General features: G+C 55.8%; 13 protein-coding genes and 2 rRNA genes. 9 read left to right on the forward strand and 6 right to left on the reverse strand.

What is annotated here, in order from left to right:
* Positions 1–307: 307 nt before the first annotated feature.
* Entirely contained in the window at positions 308–1702 is a 1395-nt protein-coding gene (gene mpl / locus ABCS64_RS08465) for a UDP-N-acetylmuramate:L-alanyl-gamma-D-glutamyl-meso-diaminopimelate ligase (RefSeq protein ID WP_418891415.1), read from the reverse strand.
* A 194-nt stretch (positions 1703–1896) separates the two neighbouring features.
* On the opposite strand from mpl, the gene ABCS64_RS08470 reads away from it, so the two are divergent.
* The 6 genes from ABCS64_RS08470 to holA all read left to right on the forward strand — a co-directional run bounded on the left by ABCS64_RS08470 (position 1897) and on the right by holA (position 10049).
* Positions 1897–2496: a hypothetical protein gene (locus tag ABCS64_RS08470; RefSeq protein ID WP_418891416.1), complete on the forward strand. Its 600-nt coding sequence runs from the start codon at positions 1897–1899 to the stop codon at positions 2494–2496.
* Between the two features lie 497 nt (positions 2497–2993).
* Positions 2994–3653 (forward strand): SEL1-like repeat protein, encoded by a 660-nt coding sequence (locus ABCS64_RS08475; RefSeq protein ID WP_418891417.1) that lies wholly within the window; start codon positions 2994–2996, stop codon positions 3651–3653.
* 300 nt (positions 3654–3953) lie between these two features.
* Positions 3954–4205: a hypothetical protein gene (locus tag ABCS64_RS08480; protein WP_418891418.1), complete on the forward strand. Its 252-nt coding sequence runs from the start codon at positions 3954–3956 to the stop codon at positions 4203–4205.
* Positions 4206–5752: 1547 nt separating this feature from the next.
* Complete coding sequence (gene leuS, locus ABCS64_RS08485; protein WP_418891419.1) at positions 5753–8401, forward strand: leucine--tRNA ligase; 2649 nt, start codon at positions 5753–5755, stop codon at positions 8399–8401.
* A 34-nt stretch (positions 8402–8435) separates the two neighbouring features.
* The gene (locus ABCS64_RS08490) at positions 8436–9038 is read left to right on the forward strand and encodes an LPS-assembly lipoprotein LptE (protein WP_418891420.1); all 603 of its coding nucleotides are present in this window, start codon (positions 8436–8438) and stop codon (positions 9036–9038) included.
* Positions 9039–9044: 6 nt separating this feature from the next.
* Positions 9045–10049 (forward strand): DNA polymerase III subunit delta, encoded by a 1005-nt coding sequence (holA, locus tag ABCS64_RS08495; RefSeq protein ID WP_418891421.1) that lies wholly within the window; start codon positions 9045–9047, stop codon positions 10047–10049.
* Between the two features lie 41 nt (positions 10050–10090).
* Here the strand turns inward: holA and ABCS64_RS08500 are convergent, their stop codons facing one another.
* A complete protein-coding gene (locus ABCS64_RS08500; RefSeq protein WP_418891422.1) occupies positions 10091–10342 on the reverse strand; it encodes a hypothetical protein in 252 nt (83 codons plus the stop codon).
* Positions 10343–10572: 230 nt separating this feature from the next.
* Between ABCS64_RS08500 and ABCS64_RS08505 the strand changes: the two genes are divergently transcribed.
* The 3 genes from ABCS64_RS08505 to xerD are packed head-to-tail and all read left to right on the forward strand — an operon-like array spanning position 10573 to position 13235.
* A complete protein-coding gene (locus ABCS64_RS08505; protein WP_418891423.1) occupies positions 10573–11841 on the forward strand; it encodes a glutamate-5-semialdehyde dehydrogenase in 1269 nt (422 codons plus the stop codon).
* Positions 11842–11857: 16 nt separating this feature from the next.
* Positions 11858–12340: a methylated-DNA--[protein]-cysteine S-methyltransferase gene (locus tag ABCS64_RS08510; RefSeq protein ID WP_418891424.1), complete on the forward strand. Its 483-nt coding sequence runs from the start codon at positions 11858–11860 to the stop codon at positions 12338–12340.
* Entirely contained in the window at positions 12306–13235 is a 930-nt protein-coding gene (gene xerD, locus ABCS64_RS08515) for a site-specific tyrosine recombinase XerD (protein ID WP_418891425.1), read from the forward strand. The genes ABCS64_RS08510 and xerD overlap by 35 nt, the downstream gene beginning before the upstream one ends.
* Positions 13236–13520: 285 nt before the next feature.
* Here the strand turns inward: xerD and fur are convergent, their stop codons facing one another.
* The 4 genes from fur to ABCS64_RS08535 form a co-directional block, all read right to left on the reverse strand.
* Positions 13521–13967 (reverse strand): ferric iron uptake transcriptional regulator, encoded by a 447-nt coding sequence (gene fur / locus ABCS64_RS08520; protein ID WP_418891426.1) that lies wholly within the window; start codon positions 13965–13967, stop codon positions 13521–13523.
* Between the two features lie 10 nt (positions 13968–13977).
* Entirely contained in the window at positions 13978–14955 is a 978-nt protein-coding gene (locus ABCS64_RS08525) for a pseudouridine synthase (RefSeq protein ID WP_418891427.1), read from the reverse strand.
* A 225-nt stretch (positions 14956–15180) separates the two neighbouring features.
* Positions 15181–15294: ribosomal RNA gene (gene rrf, locus ABCS64_RS08530) — 5S ribosomal RNA — on the reverse strand.
* A 97-nt stretch (positions 15295–15391) separates the two neighbouring features.
* Positions 15392–18277 (reverse strand): 23S ribosomal RNA (locus tag ABCS64_RS08535).
* Positions 18278–18514: the final 237 nt, after the last annotated feature.

The raw sequence follows: 18514 nt of genomic DNA on the forward strand, positions 1-18514 counted from the left end.
TCAACACGGAAAAGGCGGGACAGCAGGACAACCGATGTATGGGCAGCGGAGTTCAGCGACCATCCAAGAACTCCAAGAGGATCGCATTATAAACAAGGCCGGGGAAAGCGCCAAGAACTTTCGCACCAAGCGCTTCCTAGCGCCAGGCGCTGGCCGGAGACCCGCGTGGATAAAGGATTTCCGGGCAGATGCTCTGAAACCCGCATGGATAAAGGCGCTCCGGGCAGGCGCCCGGAAATGCCCTGTTTACAGGGGCCTCAGCGGCGCCTTGTAGCGAAAAGCGCGCGGCGCGGCGTCTCAATGCGGATCAGCGCGTAGCGTCCGGCCAACGCGCCCGCAGCGCCGCCAGCAGCTTTTCGTGAATGCCGCCGAAACCGCCATTGCTCATCACCAGCACCCGGTCGCCCGGACGGGCATCGTTCACCAGGCGTTCGACCAGTTTATCCAGATCCTGTGCGACAAAAGCCTTGTCGCGAAGCGGAGCCAGTGCCGCCTGAGCATCCCAGCCAAGCTGCGCGGCATAGCAATATACGCGGTCGGCTGCGGCCAGGCTGACGGGGAGCTCGGCCTTCATGACGCCGAGCTTCATCGTATTCGAACGCGGCTCCAGCGCGGCAAGCACCCGCCCTTCCGCGCCCATGCTGCGCCGCAACCCGGCGAGCGTCGTCGCAATCGCCGTCGGGTGATGGGCAAAATCATCATAAACGCTGATGCCAGCCACCACGCCGCGCAACTCCATACGCCGCTTGACGCCCGCGAAGCGCGCCAGCGACGCCAAACCCTGCTCAATCGGCACCCCCACATGGCGCGCCGCCAGCAGTGCCGCAACGGCATTGCTGCGGTTATGCGCGCCGGAAAGCTCCCAGCGCGTCTCACCGAGGCGCCGATCGCCCTGCATCAAAGCCAACGAACCCACGGCATCATCGCCGGCCATGTGCCAACCGGCAGGATCGTTGAAACGCGCAACCGGCGTCCAGCAACCGCGCGCCAGCACGCGGTCGAGGCTCGGTTCAAGCGCATTGGCAACGATCAACCCGTTGCCAGGCAATGTACGCACCAGGTGATGGAACTGCATTTCAATGGCCGCCAGATCGGCAAAAATATCGGCATGATCGAATTCAAGGTTATTCAGTATCGCGGTACGCGGCCGATAGTGGATAAACTTCGAGCGTTTGTCGCAAAACGCCGTGTCGTACTCATCCGCCTCAATAACGAAAAACGGCGAATCGGCAAGCCTGCCGTCGATTTTTCCGGCGATGCGCGCCGACACGCCGAAGTTTACCGGCACACCGCCAATCAGAAACCCTGGATGCAGGCCGGCGTCCTCAAGAATCCAGGCCAACATCGACGCGGTCGTCGTTTTACCATGCGTGCCCGCCACGGCGAGCGTCCAGCGTCCTTGCAGCAGATGGTCGGCAAGCCACTGCGGGCCGGAAACGTAGGGCAGCGCGCGATCGAGAATCTCTTCCAGGAGCGGATTGCCGCGCGAAATCGCATTGCCGACGACGAAAACATCGGGCGCAAGCTGCGCCTGTTTCGCCGCAAACCCTTCGATTAAATCAATGCCGGCAGCCTCCAGCTGCACGCTCATCGGCGGATAAACGTTGGCATCGCAGCCGGTGACGCGGTGCCCGGCCGCACGCGCCAGTTGGGCGATGCCGCCCATGAAGGTGCCGCAAATGCCGAGAATGTGAATATGCATGAGGTAAACTCCGGAATGATTCGAGAACGAAGGGCAATGCGGACAGCCGGCAAGCCCGACGGAACGCCCGAAATATAGGGATTGTATCGCCTCGGAGCGCCGCATCGTTTTTCCAGGCGCGACCGCAAGCCCGCCGCCCCAAGGCCCCGACGTGTCCATTGTCTCCATTGCCCATCGCCACACCGCCTCCCAAGATGACCGCCACCGACCGCCAACTGCAACTGATTGCCTACACCGCCGCCCGCCTGATGGCCGAACAGGGCATTGCCGACTTCAACGCCGCCAAGCGCAAGGCCATACAAACGCTCGGCCTACCGAACAATGCCAAGTTGCCCGGCAACGCCGATGTCGAAGCGCAGCTGCGCGCCTATCAGCGCATTTTCCAGAACGACGAACATAGGCAGCGCCTCCGCCGCCTGCGCCAAACGGCGCGCGATGTCATGGCGCGCCTGCAGGACTTCACGCCGTATCTTGCGGGTGCCGTCCTCGACGGCAGCGCCGGGCGCCAGGCGGAAATCGACATTCAGCTATTTGCCGACAGCGCCAAGGATGTCGAAATTTTTCTGCTCAACCAGCAGGTTACCTACGTCCACCGCGAACCGCGCAGCGAACGCGCCGAAGCGGTGCTGACGATCCTGCACAAAGCGGCGCCGATCAATCTCGTCGTCTATCCACGCAACGCGGAGCGCATCACCGCGCGTATGCGCGACGGCCGGATTCGCCCGCGCATGCGCCTCGACGCGCTCGATCGCCTGCTTGCCGAAGATCCCGAAACTGGCGAAGCGGCTGAATAACCCGCACAGTCCGCAGCATCCGCCATCCCCCTCCCCCAAGCGCCTCCTCGCCCGCCCGGATACGGCGGCGCATTCGCCCAACCCCGCCTGCCACGAACCCCGCGTAAAACGGGCATCTCCGGAGCCCCTGCCCGCCAGCCCACTGTTTACGGGCGTTTCCGGGCCACCTATCCGCCAGCCCACTATTTACGCGGGTTTCCGGCCCACCTGCCCGCAAACGCCCTATTGACGTGGGCTTGCAGGCGGCCGATTTAGATAACCAGGCGTTACATCCAGAATGCGCAGGCAGTAAATCGGCAGTGCTGCTACAAAAAATGAGTAGTGCCCTTCCCAGCCTGTTAGCCGACCATATCATCGGCGCGACACTGCATCTTTCCACAATCCATATCTAAGCTCATTGACAGCCGCATGGCAGAGGACTAGCCTGCTTGCATCCTTTGTGGCTTAGCGATTTCCTTTATTCATCTAATCCTCCCGGACAGAAAAGGAAACAGGCGATGAAAACGGACAGAATGGTTTGGGGAAAACGGACAGTTTTCCTCCTTTCGGGAATTATCGGCTTAGGGCTGCTTCTGCCGACGCACAGTGAGGCCAAAAAGCCCCGCGACTTAGGTCAGGCCTGCTACGAAAAAGCCGCCAGACTCCAGGCCAAAGCGGATAAAGGCAACAGAAATGCCGGCAGGCAGTACAACCAAGCGCTCGATGCCTACCTGTGCGCGGCAAAGAACGGGCATGCCCGCTCCGCCTATCTGGCGGTAATCCTCTCCGAATCCGGCCAATCCAAAGGCTTGCCTGAAGAAACCAAAAAAGCGTTGATGGCGCAGGCGGTCGATGCAGGTGTTCCGGAGGCGCGTTGCATCACAGTAGGAGATGATTGCAACGAAAGAAGCAAATGTCTCCACCCGGAAAAATCGGAAGCCACCCTGGTGAAACTGATTCAGGAAGGCTATGCGAAAGATTACGCCTACTATCTTGCCACCTTGCTTGAAAAGGGAAAGCTGGGCGAGAAGAATATTGCCCGGGCGTACAAGTGCTATGAACTGGGCAGCCGCTCTGGCGACAATTTTGCTGAAAGTGCTAAACGGCGGCTGGAAAGGCAGTACGAAGCCGCAGAACTTGAAACGAACGAAGCATGTGTTGAAGGAGTGAAAAAATGAGCTCGATTCTGAAGCAAACGCAAGCGTACAGGAATGCCGGATACACCTATGGCTGGGGCGGCACGGGCAAGAATAAGAAGATTGACTGCTCGCACCGGGTCAGTAACGTGCTCAGGGGCGCCGGATAGGCGTGGATAGAACCGGATTGGATATTCCCTCAAAAGCCCGGCAATATCAATGGTTTTATGTTTTATGTTTTATGTTTTATGTTTTATGTTTTTTAAATATTAGAGAGTGAATTAATATATCAATATTAATTTTTCCTATTCTTAACCTAAATACGATAACGCTATCCTCTTTATGAAATTTGAAAAAGACATCCCGCCCGAGAAAGTCAATAAAATAATATTAATTTTAGGTGTCATGGCTATAGCCTCTGGATTGTACAGTTTGTATAGTCCACCAGAAGAAATTTGGTCAACTGGACGCTGGTCTTGGTTAAATAATGTTTTAGCATCTATATTTGGTAAATATGCTTCTTCAGTAAGAGATATTTTTATAGGATGTTTTCTTATTTTATGGGTAAGATCTAGAAATAACAACAAACCTTAAGAAAAAACAAAACGCCTGGAGTATTTTTATTTTTTACAAAAAAGTGCTCATTTATATTATTTGTTTTTTCTTATCTACAACAATTAGCCTGATGATTATCTATGGTTTTTATCTAATATTCCCTTATCTTTATACCAATCTGGCACATGTCGACCAAGAAACCTTAAGTGATGATTATTATATTGCCCTTCAATTTATACTGTTATCAGCAACAATATTATTGATAACAATTCCTTCACTATATTTTTATATATTATATTTGATCAAAAGTAAGTTTTGATTTCCCCTATAGACCATTTTACCAATCAGTAAAAACCTTTTCTTTTATTCTTTTTATCTTTTTTATTGTTTCGTTTTCCTGATTTTTTCTTTTCAATTTTTCTTTGATTTTTTCAACCATCTTCGATGACCTTCCCGATTACCACGACTCCCGTTTTAAACTCCGCCACCACGCCTGCCCCGAACCCCGCGTAAAACGGGCATCTCCGGAGACCCTGCCCGCCAGCCCACTGTTTACGGGCATTTCCAGCTTACCTGCCCGCAAACGCCCTATTGACGCGGATTTCCGGCCGGCCAATTTAGCCAATCCTGCAAATCCAGCCAATTCAGCCAACCGGGCATCACGTCCAGAATACGCAGGCCGCAATGCCGCCGAGGAAAACGAGTAGTACCCTTCCCTGCCAACAGCCGACCGCGGGACGAAGCGTCACTTCGGCTGTCGGCACTTCGACAGTGCCTTGCGTTGCAGCGCTAGCCACGCAGGACAAAAGCATCGTCGGCTGAATTACCGCCGGCAGCCGCAGACCCACTACAGCACCCACCACACCCCCGCCACAATATCCGTCACCACACCTCCCCTGAACCCCGCGTAAAACGGGCATTTCCAGCCTACCTATCCGCCAGCCCACTGTTTACGGGCGTTTCCAGCCTGCCTCCCCGCCAGCCCAGTATTTACGCGGGTTTCCGGCCACCTATGGCTGAAACGCCCATCCCACGCGGGCTTCCGTCCTGCCTGCCCGAAAACGCGCTATTGACGCGGGTTTCCAGCCACCCCTGGCTGAAACGCCCATTCCACGCGGGCTGGCGGCCGACGGTCTTTCCAGGCTTTGCGCCTGTTTCAGCGCGCGGTCGGTTTTCCGGCAGGCGTTCGCTGTATGCGGAGAGGCCGCCTTCCTCCCGCGCATCCACACGAGGGGCGTTCGACGCGCGGCCCAAGTCCGTGCGGTATCCCGGTTTCAATATCAGCCATCGCACCGCGCTTGAAGGCGCAGTCTGCGTCCGTGCGGCCATCCGCCATCCGCCATCCGCCATCCGCCATCCGCCTTCCGCCTTCCGCCATCCGCCATCCGCCTTCCGCCTTCCGCCTTCCGCCTTCCGCCTTCCGCCTGCAATTCGTGCCGGCCGAGCGCGTATAATTCACGGGTTCGTTCAACCATGAGATTTCAGGTCTGCTTTCCGGCCTGTTTCTTGGGTTGTTTCCCGCCGTTTTAGCGATCCCGGCGATTCCAGCAATTCCCGTCTTTCCAGCCTTTTCAGCGATTTAAGCCATGCAAGAAAAATATCAACCTCAAGACATCGAACTGGCAGCCCAGCAACTGTGGCAGAAAACCGGCGCGGCGCGTGCGATCGAAGATACCGGCAAGCCGAAATATTATTGTCTGTCGATGTTCCCCTACCCTTCGGGCAAACTGCACATGGGGCACGTGCGCAATTACACGATCGGCGATGTGCTCTCGCGCTTCCACAAAATGCTTGGCTACAACGTCCTGCAACCGATGGGCTGGGACGCTTTTGGCATGCCGGCGGAAAACGCCGCCATCCAGAACAACGTGCCGCCCGCGCAATGGACGTACGCCAATATCGATTACATGAAAGGGCAGCTCAACCGTCTGGGCTTCGCGCTCGACTGGGATCGTGAGCTGGCGACTTGCAAGCCTGATTACTACCGCTGGGAGCAATGGCTGTTTACCCGCCTGTTCGAGAAGGGGCTGATCTACAAGCGCTATGGCACGGTGAATTGGGACCCGGTCGATCAGACTGTGCTGGCCAACGAGCAGGTCATCGATGGCCGCGGCTGGCGCTCCGGAGCGCTGATTGAGAAGCGCGAAATTCCCATGTATTACATGAAGATCACCGCCTACGCCGAAGAACTGCTGGCCGATCTGGACAAGCTGCCCGGCTGGCCGGAACAGGTCAAGCTGATGCAGAAGAACTGGATCGGCAAGAGCGAGGGCGTGCGTTTTGCCTTCCCTTACGTGCTAGATGGCAAGCCGGAAAGGCTGTGGGTGTTCACCACGCGCGCAGATACGATCATGGGCGTCACTTTTGTCGCCGTGGCCGCCGAACACCCGCTGGCGGCCTACGCTGCGCGCAATAATCCGGCGCTTGCCGCCTTCATTGAGGAATGCAAGCAGGGCGGCGTCGCCGAGGCCGATTTGGCGGCGATGGAAAAGAAAGGGATGCCGACGGGCATCTTTGTCGATCACCCGCTAACGGGCCAAAAAGTCGAAGTCTGGGTCGGCAACTACGTGCTGATGGGCTATGGCGACGGCGCAGTCATGGCCGTGCCGGCGCACGATGAACGCGATTTCGCGTTCGCCAAAAAATACGGCCTGGCCATCACACAGGTCATCGGTGAAAAGGATGGGACGCAGGACAAAGTCTTTTCGGACGAACACTGGGAAGACTGGTACGCCAGCAAAAACGGCTTCTGCGTCAATTCGGGCAAGTACGACGGTCTTGGCTATAAAGCCGCCGTCGATGCCATCGCTGCCGACCTGGTCGCCAAAGGGCTGGGCGAGAAGAAAGTGCAATTCCGCCTGCGCGACTGGGGCATCTCGCGTCAGCGCTACTGGGGCTGCCCGATTCCGGTCATCCACTGCGAAACCTGCGGCGACGTTCCCGTACCCGATGATCAGCTGCCGGTGGTGTTGCCGGAAAACGTTGCCGTCACCGGGGCAGGCAGTCCGCTCGCCAGAATGGCGGAATTTTATGAAACGACGTGTCCCAAATGCGGGCAAGCCGCCAGACGCGAAACCGATACGATGGATACTTTCGTCGAATCCTCGTGGTACTTCCTGCGCTACTGCTGCCCGGACAACGACCGGGCCATGGTGGACGAGCGCGTCGCCTACTGGTGCAAAGGCGGCATCGATCAATATATCGGCGGCATCGAACATGCCATTTTGCATCTGCTGTATGCGCGCTTCTGGACCAAGCTGATGCGCGACGCCGGACTGTTCAAGGGCGAGCGAATCGACGAGCCGTTCGCCAATCTGCTGACGCAAGGCATGGTTGTCGCGCCCACCTTTTTCCGCGAAGGCGCGGACGGCAAGGCCGTCTGGATCAACCCCGCCGATGTCGAGCTGCAATGCGACGAACGCGGCCGCCCGGTGAGCGCCACGCTGGCTGCCGACGGTCAGCCGGTACAGATCGGCGGCATCGAAAAGATGTCGAAGTCAAAGAATAACGGCGTCGACCCGCAGGCGTTGATCGACCGCTACGGCGCCGATACGGCGCGCCTGTTCATCATGTTCGCTTCACCGCCCGATCAGTCGCTCGAATGGTCGGATGCCGGCGTCGAAGGCGCGTACCGCTTCTTGCGGCGCTTGTGGCGGCTGGTGTTCGAGCATATCGAAAATAATGGCCCGGCAGCCGCCTATACATCGGCTACCAGCGGACAACTGAGCGCCAAACTGCGCGATTTTCGCCGCCAGCTTCACCAGACGATCGGCAAGGTGGCCGATGATTATGGCCGGCGCAAGCAGTTCAATACGGCCATTGCCGCCGTCATGGAACTCCTCAACGCTTATGGCCGCATCAACGGGAATAATGATGGCGACCCGGCAATGGTTCGCGCCGTTCGCCAGGAGGCGCTGGAAACCGTAACCCTGTTGCTTTATCCCATCGTGCCGCATATCTGCGAGGCGCTTTACGCGGAACTGAGGCCGGGGCAAACCGCCGGCGTGCAAATGTTTCCGCAAGCCGACGAAAGCGCACTGGCGCGCGAGGAAATCGAGCTGGTTCTACAGGTCAACGGCAAACATCGCGGTGCGATCCGCGTGCCGGTCTCGGCTGACAAGGCGACGATCGAAGCCGCTGCACTGGCCAACGAAGGTGCACAGCGCCATCTCGAAGGCAGAACGCCCAAAAAGGTCATCATCGTGCCTGGCCGGCTCGTCAACCTCGTCGTATAGCGCTGGCCTATTTATGCTCCTGGAAGGATTCGCCGTGCATTCCGTTTTCCATGCCATTCATCTTTTATTGCGCGTTCCCGCACGTTTTTTCCTCCCCGTGCTGGCGGCCGTATTGCTCGCCGCATGCGGCTTCCAGCTGCGCGGCGCCTATACGCTGCCCTACGAGAGCCTGTACATCGCCGTCCCCGATTATTCGGTCATCGGCGCGGGACTCAAGCGCGCCATCCGCAACACCTCAACGCGCATCGCGGAATCGGCCGAGGACGCCCAGGCAAGCTTCCAGCCTGCCGGCGAGTCGCGTACATCAACCATCCTGGCGCTTTCCAGCGCGGGCCGCGTCCGCCAAAAACGGCTGGTTTATCTTTATAACTACCGCGTTGTCGATCGCAAGGGTCGTGATTTGGTGCTCCCCGTCAGCGTCGAACTGTTCCGCGACATCACCTACGCCGATTCCGACGTGCTGGCCAAGAAGCAGGAAGAAGAACTGCTCTGGCAGGATATGGAAAACGACCTCGTACAACAGGTCATGCGCCGTCTGTCAATGACCCGGCCAGACTGGCCGGAAGATCATGCCGACGGCCGCGCCGGCGATACGAACAGCATCGATCAGGCCCGCGCCACCGGGAATAGCGGATAAGCTGCGATGCAGTTACGCGGCGAGCAATTGGCGGAGCATCTCAAACGAGGGTTGCAGCCCGTTTACGTCGTTTATGGCGATGAGCCTTTGCTCGTCATCGAAGCCACTGATGCCATCCGCACCGCCGCGCGGCGTCAAGGCTTCGACGAACGCGAAGTATTGACGGCAATGGCCGGTTTCGACTGGAGCGAACTGCAACGCGCCGCGGGGAATCTTTCCCTGTTTGGCGGCCGGACGCTGGTCGATCTGCGTATCCCGACGGGCAAACCCGGACGCGAAGGCGCCGTCGCACTCCAGCGTTACTGCGCCCGGCCCAGCCCCGATACGCTCCTGCTGGTAACGCTGCCAGGCCTTGACTGGACAGAAGAGAAAGCAGCCTGGCTCAGAACGCTTGCCGATGCCGGCGCCGCCGTGAAACTGACGCCGCCCGGCCTGACTGAGCTGCCGGGATGGATTGCCCGGCGGCTGCAACAACAGGGGCAAAGTGCAGCACGCGACGGTCTGCGCTTTATCGCCGAGCACGTCGAGGGCAATCTGCTGGCCGCCCATCAGGAAATTCTCAAGCTTGCCCTGCTCTATCCCCCCGGCGCACTTTCCCTGGCACAAATCCACGAAGCCGTGCTCAATGTTGCCCGTTATGATCTCGATGCGCTGCGCGAAGCGCTGCTCGCCGGCAACGTGGCGCGCTTGACGCGCACGCTGGATGGTCTGCGTCAGGAAGGGGAAGCGCCGCCGCTGGTACTCTGGGCAATGACCGAGGAAATTCGGGCGCTGGCGCAGGTCAGTCGCGGGCTCCAGAACAGGCGTCCGCTGGAAACGCTGCTCAAGGAAGCGCGTATTTGGGGGGCGCGTCAGACTTTGTTTCGCAAGGCGCTGCAACGCCTCGAAGCAGGGGCGGCAGACACGCTGCTGGCGGAAGCGGCGCGAATCGACGGTTTGATCAAGGGTATTGGCGCCGGCGATCCGTGGGACGAATTCCTACGCCTCGGACTACCGCTCTGCGCAACCTAAGCCAGATCGATGGCGATGCCGGGGCACCAACCAACTGCCGCTCACTGGTCGTCGTTGTCACTGCCCTGCGTCGGCTCGGCATCTGGCGCCAGATGCTCCCACAGACAATTGTGCTCGCCCGTGCCCTCATTGTTTAATCCCCGGCGGCACGCGCATTTAACCAGGCATTCGCCTTCCGCACATTCATCAATGACGACGAGGCGCAATTCAGGATCCACCTTGCGCAGGCCATCCCAATAGCTGCATGTCGCACAGATTTTAAGCTCAGCCGGAATAATTAATTTTTCAGCCATGGTTTTTCATTAGGACTTATTTTCTCCCCTACTCGGAGTAGTATTTTTTCTATTGGTTCCATGAATTTTGCAAAGCGTCCGCTATATCAGCCCGGTGCTAAAAAACAGTCGTCATACCGCGCGGCTTCGCTATTCGCTCTGCCCGATTTCGGATCGATGCCTTATGAAAAAATTCATTTCACCGACGATATAATCAAACCATAGAAAAATTGCAGGAAAAAGTGAAAAACATGGACATCGAGAAAAATATTGAAGGCTACGTGCGCCACCTTGGACAACAGGCGCGCAGGGCGGCACGCCAGATGGCAAATACCGATAGCAACACCAAAAATCAGGCACTGCGCCACATCGCCGACAATATCCGCAGCCAGGCACTGGCCATTCTCGAAGCCAACCGCCGTGATTTGGCGGCCGCCGCGGCAAATGGGCTAGCGCCTGCCATGATCGATCGGCTGACGATGACCGAAAAAAGCATTCAGCAAATGGCAACAGGCATCGACCAGATTGCCGAGCTGGCCGACCCGATTGGAGAAATCCAGGAACTTCGCCGCCGACCGAGCGGCATTCAGGTCGGTCGCATGCGCGTACCGCTGGGCGTCGTCGGCATCATTTACGAGGCGCGCCCCAATGTGACCGCCGACGCTGCCGCCTTATGCATGAAAACCGGCAATGCCGCCATTCTGCGCGGGGGGTCGGAAGCCATCGACAGTAACCGCACCCTTGCCGGATTGATTGCGAAAGGCCTGGCAGCGGCAGGCCTGCCGGCGACGGCCATCCAGCTCGTCGAAACGACTGACCGCGCTGCGGTCGGACATTTGATCACAATGCGCGAATACATTGATGTCATCGTACCGCGTGGCGGCAAAGGCCTGATTACGCGCCTGCTCAACGAAGCGCGCATACCGATGATCCAGCATCTGGACGGCAATTGCCATGTGTATCTCGACGACGAGGCCGATGCCGCCATGGCCGTCAAGATCGTCGAAAACGCCAAAACGCAGCGTTACGGGACCTGCAATACGGCAGAATCCCTGCTCGTCGCGCGCTCACGCGCCGCGGATCTGCTCCCGGCCGTCGCGGCGATGCTGCTTGACAACGGCGTCGAGATTCGCGGCTGCGCAGAGACACGGGCGATTGTCAAGGAAGCGCTGCCGGCCAGCGAAGAGGACTACGCCACGGAGTTTCTGGCCCCCATCATCGCAGTCAAAGTCGTAGCCGGCCTGGACGAGGCCATCGAGCACATCAACCGTTATAGCTCGCACCATACTGAAAGCATCGTGACCGGAAACTATGACAAAGCGCTGCGTTTTTTACGCGAAGTCGACTCTTCTTCGGTCATGGTCAATGCCTCAACGCGCTTCGCCGATGGTTTTGAATACGGACTGGGCGCAGAAATCGGCATTTCGACGGATAAGATCCATGCGCGCGGCCCCGTCGGGCTGGAAGGATTGACCAGCCAGAAATGGATCGTGCTCGGCACCGGCCAGATTCGCAGCTAGGCAAAGCACAAGCCAGATGGACTATCAAGCTGTTATCGCCGCACCGAGCTTTTGCATAGGCGTCCGCTGTAACGAAAGCGAAATGCTGGGCGTACATTATCTTGCCCCCTGCCCGGAAATCGCGCCGCAAAATGCACTGGCGACAGAGGCAGTACGGCAGTTGTACGCGTATTTGGCCGATCCGGATTTTGTGTTCAACCTGCCGCTACACCTTTCCGGCACGCATTTTCAGCGCCGCGTCTGGCAAGAAATCGCCAGAATCCCCTGCCATCAGACCCGTTCCTACGGCGAACTGGCCAAAATATTGCGCAGCGCGCCACGCGCCGTCGGGCAAGCATGCGGCGCCAATCCTTTTCCGCTTATCGTGCCTTGCCACCGGGTCATTGCTGCCAATGGCGGACTCGGCGGCTTTGCCCGTCAGAATGGCGGGTTTCTGCTTGACATCAAACGCTGGCTACTGACTCATGAAGGCTTCCGCCTCACTCTCGCCGTATCCTGAAGATCTCGCAGTTATCGACGATTTTTGCGATGCACTCTGGCTCAGCGACGGCCTGGCAAAAAACTCACTCGCCAGCTATCGTAGCGACCTGATTCTCTATGCGGACTGGCTGAAGCATAACGGTTATTACGCCGGTGTGCTCGAACAGGCCGGGGAAACAACACTGATCAGCTTTATCGCCCAGATTGCAGCCTCTCATAAGGCATCCTCCCAGGCCCGCATGATGGCAACATTGCGACGCTTTTATCGACATCTGTTAAGCAACGGGCGAATTACCGAGGATCCGACGCTGAAGTTAGCCGCACCTGCCAAAATTTCACGCCTACCGAAACTGATTTCCGAAAAGCAGGTGGAACTTTTGCTCGCTGCGCCTCCTGCCGATACGCCACTCGGACAACGAGACCGGGCAATGCTCGAAACACTCTATGCAACCGGCCTGCGTGTTTCCGAACTCGTAGCGCTTAAATTGCATGAGATTAGCCTGAATGACGGGGTTGTGCGTATCTTCGGGAAGGGAAGCAGAGAGCGGCTGGCGCCGCTCGGCGAAAAGGCCATCGACCAGATCGACGATTATCTCGCTGAAGCGCGTCAGCATTTGCTAGGAGAACGGCAAAGCGATGATCTATTTGTCACGGCGCGTGGTAGCGCCATGACGCGCCAGGCATTTTGGCAACTCATCAAGCGCTACGCGGTTATAGCAGGCATCGATGCAAAAAAACTTTCGCCGCATGTCTTGCGCCATGCATTTGCAACCCACCTGCTCAACCACGGCGCTGATCTGCGCGCCGTGCAGCTACTGCTGGGACATGCCGATATTTCAACTACGCAGATTTACACGCACGTTGCCCACGAACGTCTGAAAACCCTGCACAGCCAGCACCACCCGCGCGGTTAATTCGCCTTGCCCCGGCAAGGGCATCGCTGGAGCCCGCGTAAACAGGGCGTTTCCGGGCAGATGCACCTGAAACCCGCGTGGATAAAGGGGTTCCGGACACCCCCTTCTGAGATGCCCTGTTTATAAAGGTTTCAGGGCGCCTCTCTGAATGGCCGAAATACGCGTGCTGGCGAGTAGACGTTTGACAGTGCGCGCAGCAACTTTCAGCCGCTCTGCGCCGTCTGCAAGAACTCCGATTTATTCGCTGGAGCTTGGAGATAATATTCGGGACGGCAGGCCGGCGCGTTAGCGCTGTTCCTGATCTTTGCGCCGCGTGCAGGTTTCGTCCAGGCAATCAACGTATAAATTCAGGGAATGTTCTTGAATGGTAAAGCCGCGTTCCTTAGCAATTTTCTGCTGGCGGCGCTCAATACTTTCATCGTAGAACTCTTCGACGTGACCACATTTGGCACAGACCAGATGGTCATGGTGCTGGCGACCTTTCAGTTCATACACTGATTTTTCTGACTCGAACTGCTGGCGCTCCAGCAAACCAACTTCAACAAATTGGGTCAGCACCCGATAAACCGTCGCAAGGCCAATACCGCTATTTTCCTGCGAAAGAATACGAAAAACGTCATCGGCGCCCATGTGTCGCTGTTGCGAATTCTGAAAAATCTCCAGAATCCGAGCACGTTGTGTGGTCGCTTTCAAGCCAAGCGATTTGATGATTTTCAGATTTTCGCTCTTCATTCCACCCTCGCTAGAATGATTCATCTTTAGACAGATAGCGCCACTTACCAAGCGGCAAGCGACCCAGTCTGACGCTACCGATACGCACACGTTTCAATCCAACGACACGCAAACCAACAAGTTCACACATACGGCGAATCTGGCGCTTGCGCCCTTCGTTCAGAATAAAACGCAATTGATCTGCATTGATCGGTTCAACCTTTGCTGGCTTCAGCGGTTTGCCATCAAGACTCAAACCGTGTTTAAGCAAAGCCAGTTTCATGTCATCCAGTGTACCCTCAATGCGTACCAAATACTCTTTTTCGATATCAGAAGTCTCGCCCACCAATTGTCGGGCAACCCGGCCATCCTGCGTCAATACGAGCAGTCCCGTTGAATTAACATCAAGACGTCCTGCCGGAGCCAAACCCTTGAGATGCGCCAAACTAAACAGCGCACCGCCAAAAGAGGGGGAATACTGATTTTCTGGTCGAATCAGCGTCACCGCAGGAATACACCCCGGTTCAGGTTGCCCAGAAACATAACCCAATGGCTTATTCAAAAGAATAGTCACTTGTCGACGTTGAACAGTTTGCGCCGTCTTATCCAATGAAATTTTAGCTGATGGTTGAGCGCGTGACCCAAGTTGGGTCACCTGCTGACCATCCACATAAACCCAACCGCGTTCAATATATACGTCTGCTTCTCGGCGAGAACATAAACCGCGCTCAGCCATCAGTTTAGAGATACGCACACCTGCTTGCGTTTTATTCTGTGGCAGTTTGTCCAAACACGCCATTTCACTTACGGAAAGTCTTCTACGTTTATCAAAGAAGTTTCTAGTATCAGTTTGTAACTCTGGGCGAAATTCTGGCGAAAATCCAGAGCTCTCCAATGATGAAGACTTGTGATGACGATCAACTCTGTAAGTGCGTATCGATTTGCGCCGAGGGTTAACCTCGCGCTGAATCTTAGGCAAGCTAAGCGTTGGCCGTACCTTACCGCTCATCGCTATCTATTTAGGAGTATTGAAAGTGGAGAAAGTTTGGGTAGAGAACATAAGGTCTCGTTTTTTGGGTATTACGAAGATACCAAGTGAGGTTAAATATAGATTGAGGGGGGTTGGGTATGTAGTGTATTTTAAACTTCCCTTTGATGATTAAGTTTATTTTTTAATTTTACAAAGGGAAACGCCCCTTCCACGGAGATCATGTAGAAGGGGCGTAAATAAGGGGCCTGGCGGTGACCTACTTTCGCACACGCGGGGTGCACTATCATTGGCGCAACTTCGTTTCACGGTCCTGTTCGGGATGGGAAGGGGTGGGTCCAAAGCGCTATGGCCGCCAAGCATAACTTGTCTGTTACAGCCAAATGAGATTTACGCTGCAACATAAAATGAGAAGAAGGTTGAGGTTGTGACACACACATAGATGACTCAAGGTTATAGGATCAAGCCGCACGGGCAATTAGTATCGGTTAGCTTAACGCATTGCTGCGCTTCCACACCCGACCTATCAACGTCGTAGTCTTCGACGACCCTTTAGGGGGATCGAGTCCCCGGGAAATCTTATCTTGAGGCGAGTTTCGCGCTTAGATGCTTTCAGCGCTTATCTCTTCCATTCTTAGCTACCCGGCGATACGACTGGCGTCATAACCGGTACACCAGAGGAATGTCCACTCCGGTCCTCTCGTACTAGGAGCAGCCCCCCTCAAATTTCCAACGCCCACGGCAGATAGGGACCAAACTGTCTCACGACGTTTTGAACCCAGCTCGCGTACCACTTTAAATGGCGAACAGCCATACCCTTGGGACCGACTACAGCCCCAGGATGTGATGAGCCGACATCGAGGTGCCAAACACCGCCGTCGATATGAACTCTTGGGCGGTATCAGCCTGTTATCCCCAGAGTACCTTTTATCCGTTGAGCGATGGCCCTTCCATACAGAACCACCGGATCACTATGACCTACTTTCGTATCTGCTCGACTTGTGGGTCTCGCAGTTAAGCACGCTTTTGCCATTGCACTATTAGCACGATGTCCGACCGTACCTAGCGTACCTTCGTACTCCTCCGTTACACTTTGGGAGGAGACCGCCCCAGTCAAACTGCCTACCATGCACGGTCCCAGACCCGGATTCACGGGTCATGGTTAGAACCTCAAACAAACCAGGGTGGTATTTCAAGGATGGCTCCACGAGAACTAGCGTCCTCGCTTCAAAGCCTCCCACCTATCCTACACAGATCGGTTCAAAGTCCAATGCAAAGCTACAGTAAAGGTTCATGGGGTCTTTCCGTCTAGCCGCGGGGAGATTGCATCTTCACAAACATTTCAACTTCGCTGAGTCTCGGGAGGAGACAGTGTGGCCATCGTTACGCCATTCGTGCAGGTCGGAACTTACCCGACAAGGAATTTCGCTACCTTAGGACCGTTATAGTTACGGCCGCCGTTTACCGGGGCTTCGATCAAGAGCTTGCACCCCATCACTTAACCTTCCGGCACCGGGCAGGCGTCACACCCTATACGTCCACTTTCGTGTTGGCAGAGTGCTGTGTTTTTGTTAAACAGTCGCAGCCACCTTTTCACTGCAACCCCATCGGCCTTCGCAAGCAAGTTGCTACAACCTACCGGGGCGCACCTTTTCCCGAAGTTACGGTGCTAATTTGCCGAGTTCCTTCTCCCGAGTTCTCTCAAGCGCCTGAGAATTCTCATCCTGCCCACCTGTGTCGGTTTGCGGTACGGTCTCTATGTAACTGAAGCTTAGAGGCTTTTCTTGGAAGCAGGGTATCAATCACTTCGCGGTACAAGACCACTCGTTATCACGCCTCATCTTAGCCTAGCGGATTTGCCTACCAGGCACGACTACACGCTTGAACCGGGACGTCCAACACCCGGCTGACCTAACCTTCTCCGTCCCCCCATCGCATTACATAGAGGTACTGGAATATTAACCAGTTTCCCATCGACTACGCTTTTCAGCCTCGCCTTAGGGGCCGACTCACCCTGCGCCGATGAACGTTGCGCAGGAAACCTTGGGCTTTCGGCGAGCGGGCCTTTCACCCGCTTTATCGCTACTCATGTCAGCATTCGCACTTCCGATACCTCCAGCAGCCTTTACAAGCCACCTTCAACGGCCTACGGAACGCTCTCCTACCATATGTACAAGTACATATCCGCGATTTCGGTGCATAGTTTAAGCCCCGTTACATCTTCCGCGCAGGACGACTCGACCAGTGAGCTGTTACGCTTTCTTTAAAGGATGGCTGCTTCTAAGCCAACCTCCTGGCTGTCTGAGCCTTCCCACCTCGTTTCCCACTTAACTATGGCTTGGGGACCTTAATCGGCGGTCTGGGTTGTTTCCCTCTCGACACCGAACGTTAGCACCCGATGTCTGTCTCCCACGCTCGCACTCTTCGGTATTCGGAGTTTGCATAGGTTTGGTAAGTCGCGATGACCCCCTAGCCTAAACAGTGCTCTACCCCCGAAGGTGATACGTGAGGCACTACCTAAATAGCTTTCGGAGAGAACCAGCTATCTCCGGATTTGTTTAGCCTTTCACCCCTATCCACAGCTCATCCCCTAGTTTTTCAACACTAGTGGGTTCGGACCTCCAGTGCGTGTTACCGCACCTTCATCCTGGCCATGGATAGATCATCCGGTTTCGGGTCTACGCCCAGCAACTAATCGCCCTATTAAGACTCGGTTTCCCTACGCCTCCCCTATTCGGTTAAGCTCGCTACTGAACGTAAGTCGCTGACCCATTATACAAAAGGTACGCAGTCACCCCATTAAGAGGCTCCCACTGTTTGTATGCATGCGGTTTCAGGATCTATTTCACTCCCCTCCCGGGGTTCTTTTCGCCTTTCCCTCACGGTACTGGTTCACTATCGGTCGATGTCGAGTATTTAGCCTTGGAGGATGGTCCCCCCATGTTCAGACAGGGTTTCACGTGCCCCGCCCTACTTGTCGCAAGCTTAGTACCATGACCAGGTTTTCGTGTACGGGGCTTTCACCCTCTACGGCACGACTTTCCAGACGCTTCCACTAACGTAGTCATTATCACTTGCAGGCTCTTCCCATTTCGCTCGCCACTACTTTGGGAATCTCGGTTGATTTCTTTTCCTCGGGCTACTTAGATGTTTCAGTTCACCCGGTTCGCTTCGTTACCCTATGGATTCAGATAACGATACTCCTTACGGAGTGGGTTTCCCCATTCGGAAACCTCCGGATCAAAGCTTCATTGCCAGCTCCCCGGAGCTTATCGCAGGCTTGCACGTCCTTCTTCGCCTGACATCGCCAAGGCATCCACCACATGCACTTAGTCGCTTGATCCTATAACCTTGAGCTCTTGATCAAGAACCCAGTAATTACAGGCAACTCATGTGTTTGAATTCTTGCTAGCTGTAACAAGAATTCGATGCAATCACAACCGTATCGCTGGCTTTGGTTTCTCGGCAACCAGCGATACAACCTTCTTCCATTTTGTTAAAGAGCTAACAGACTTTTTCTGAACAAAAAATCAGAAGAAAGCGCCAGAACAGGCGTTTTCTTCTAAAACCTGATCAGAAA

Source organism: Dentiradicibacter hellwigii (assembly GCF_041770905.1).
In the GTDB taxonomy this organism is placed as follows: domain Bacteria; phylum Pseudomonadota; class Gammaproteobacteria; order Burkholderiales; family Rhodocyclaceae; genus Propionivibrio; species Propionivibrio hellwigii.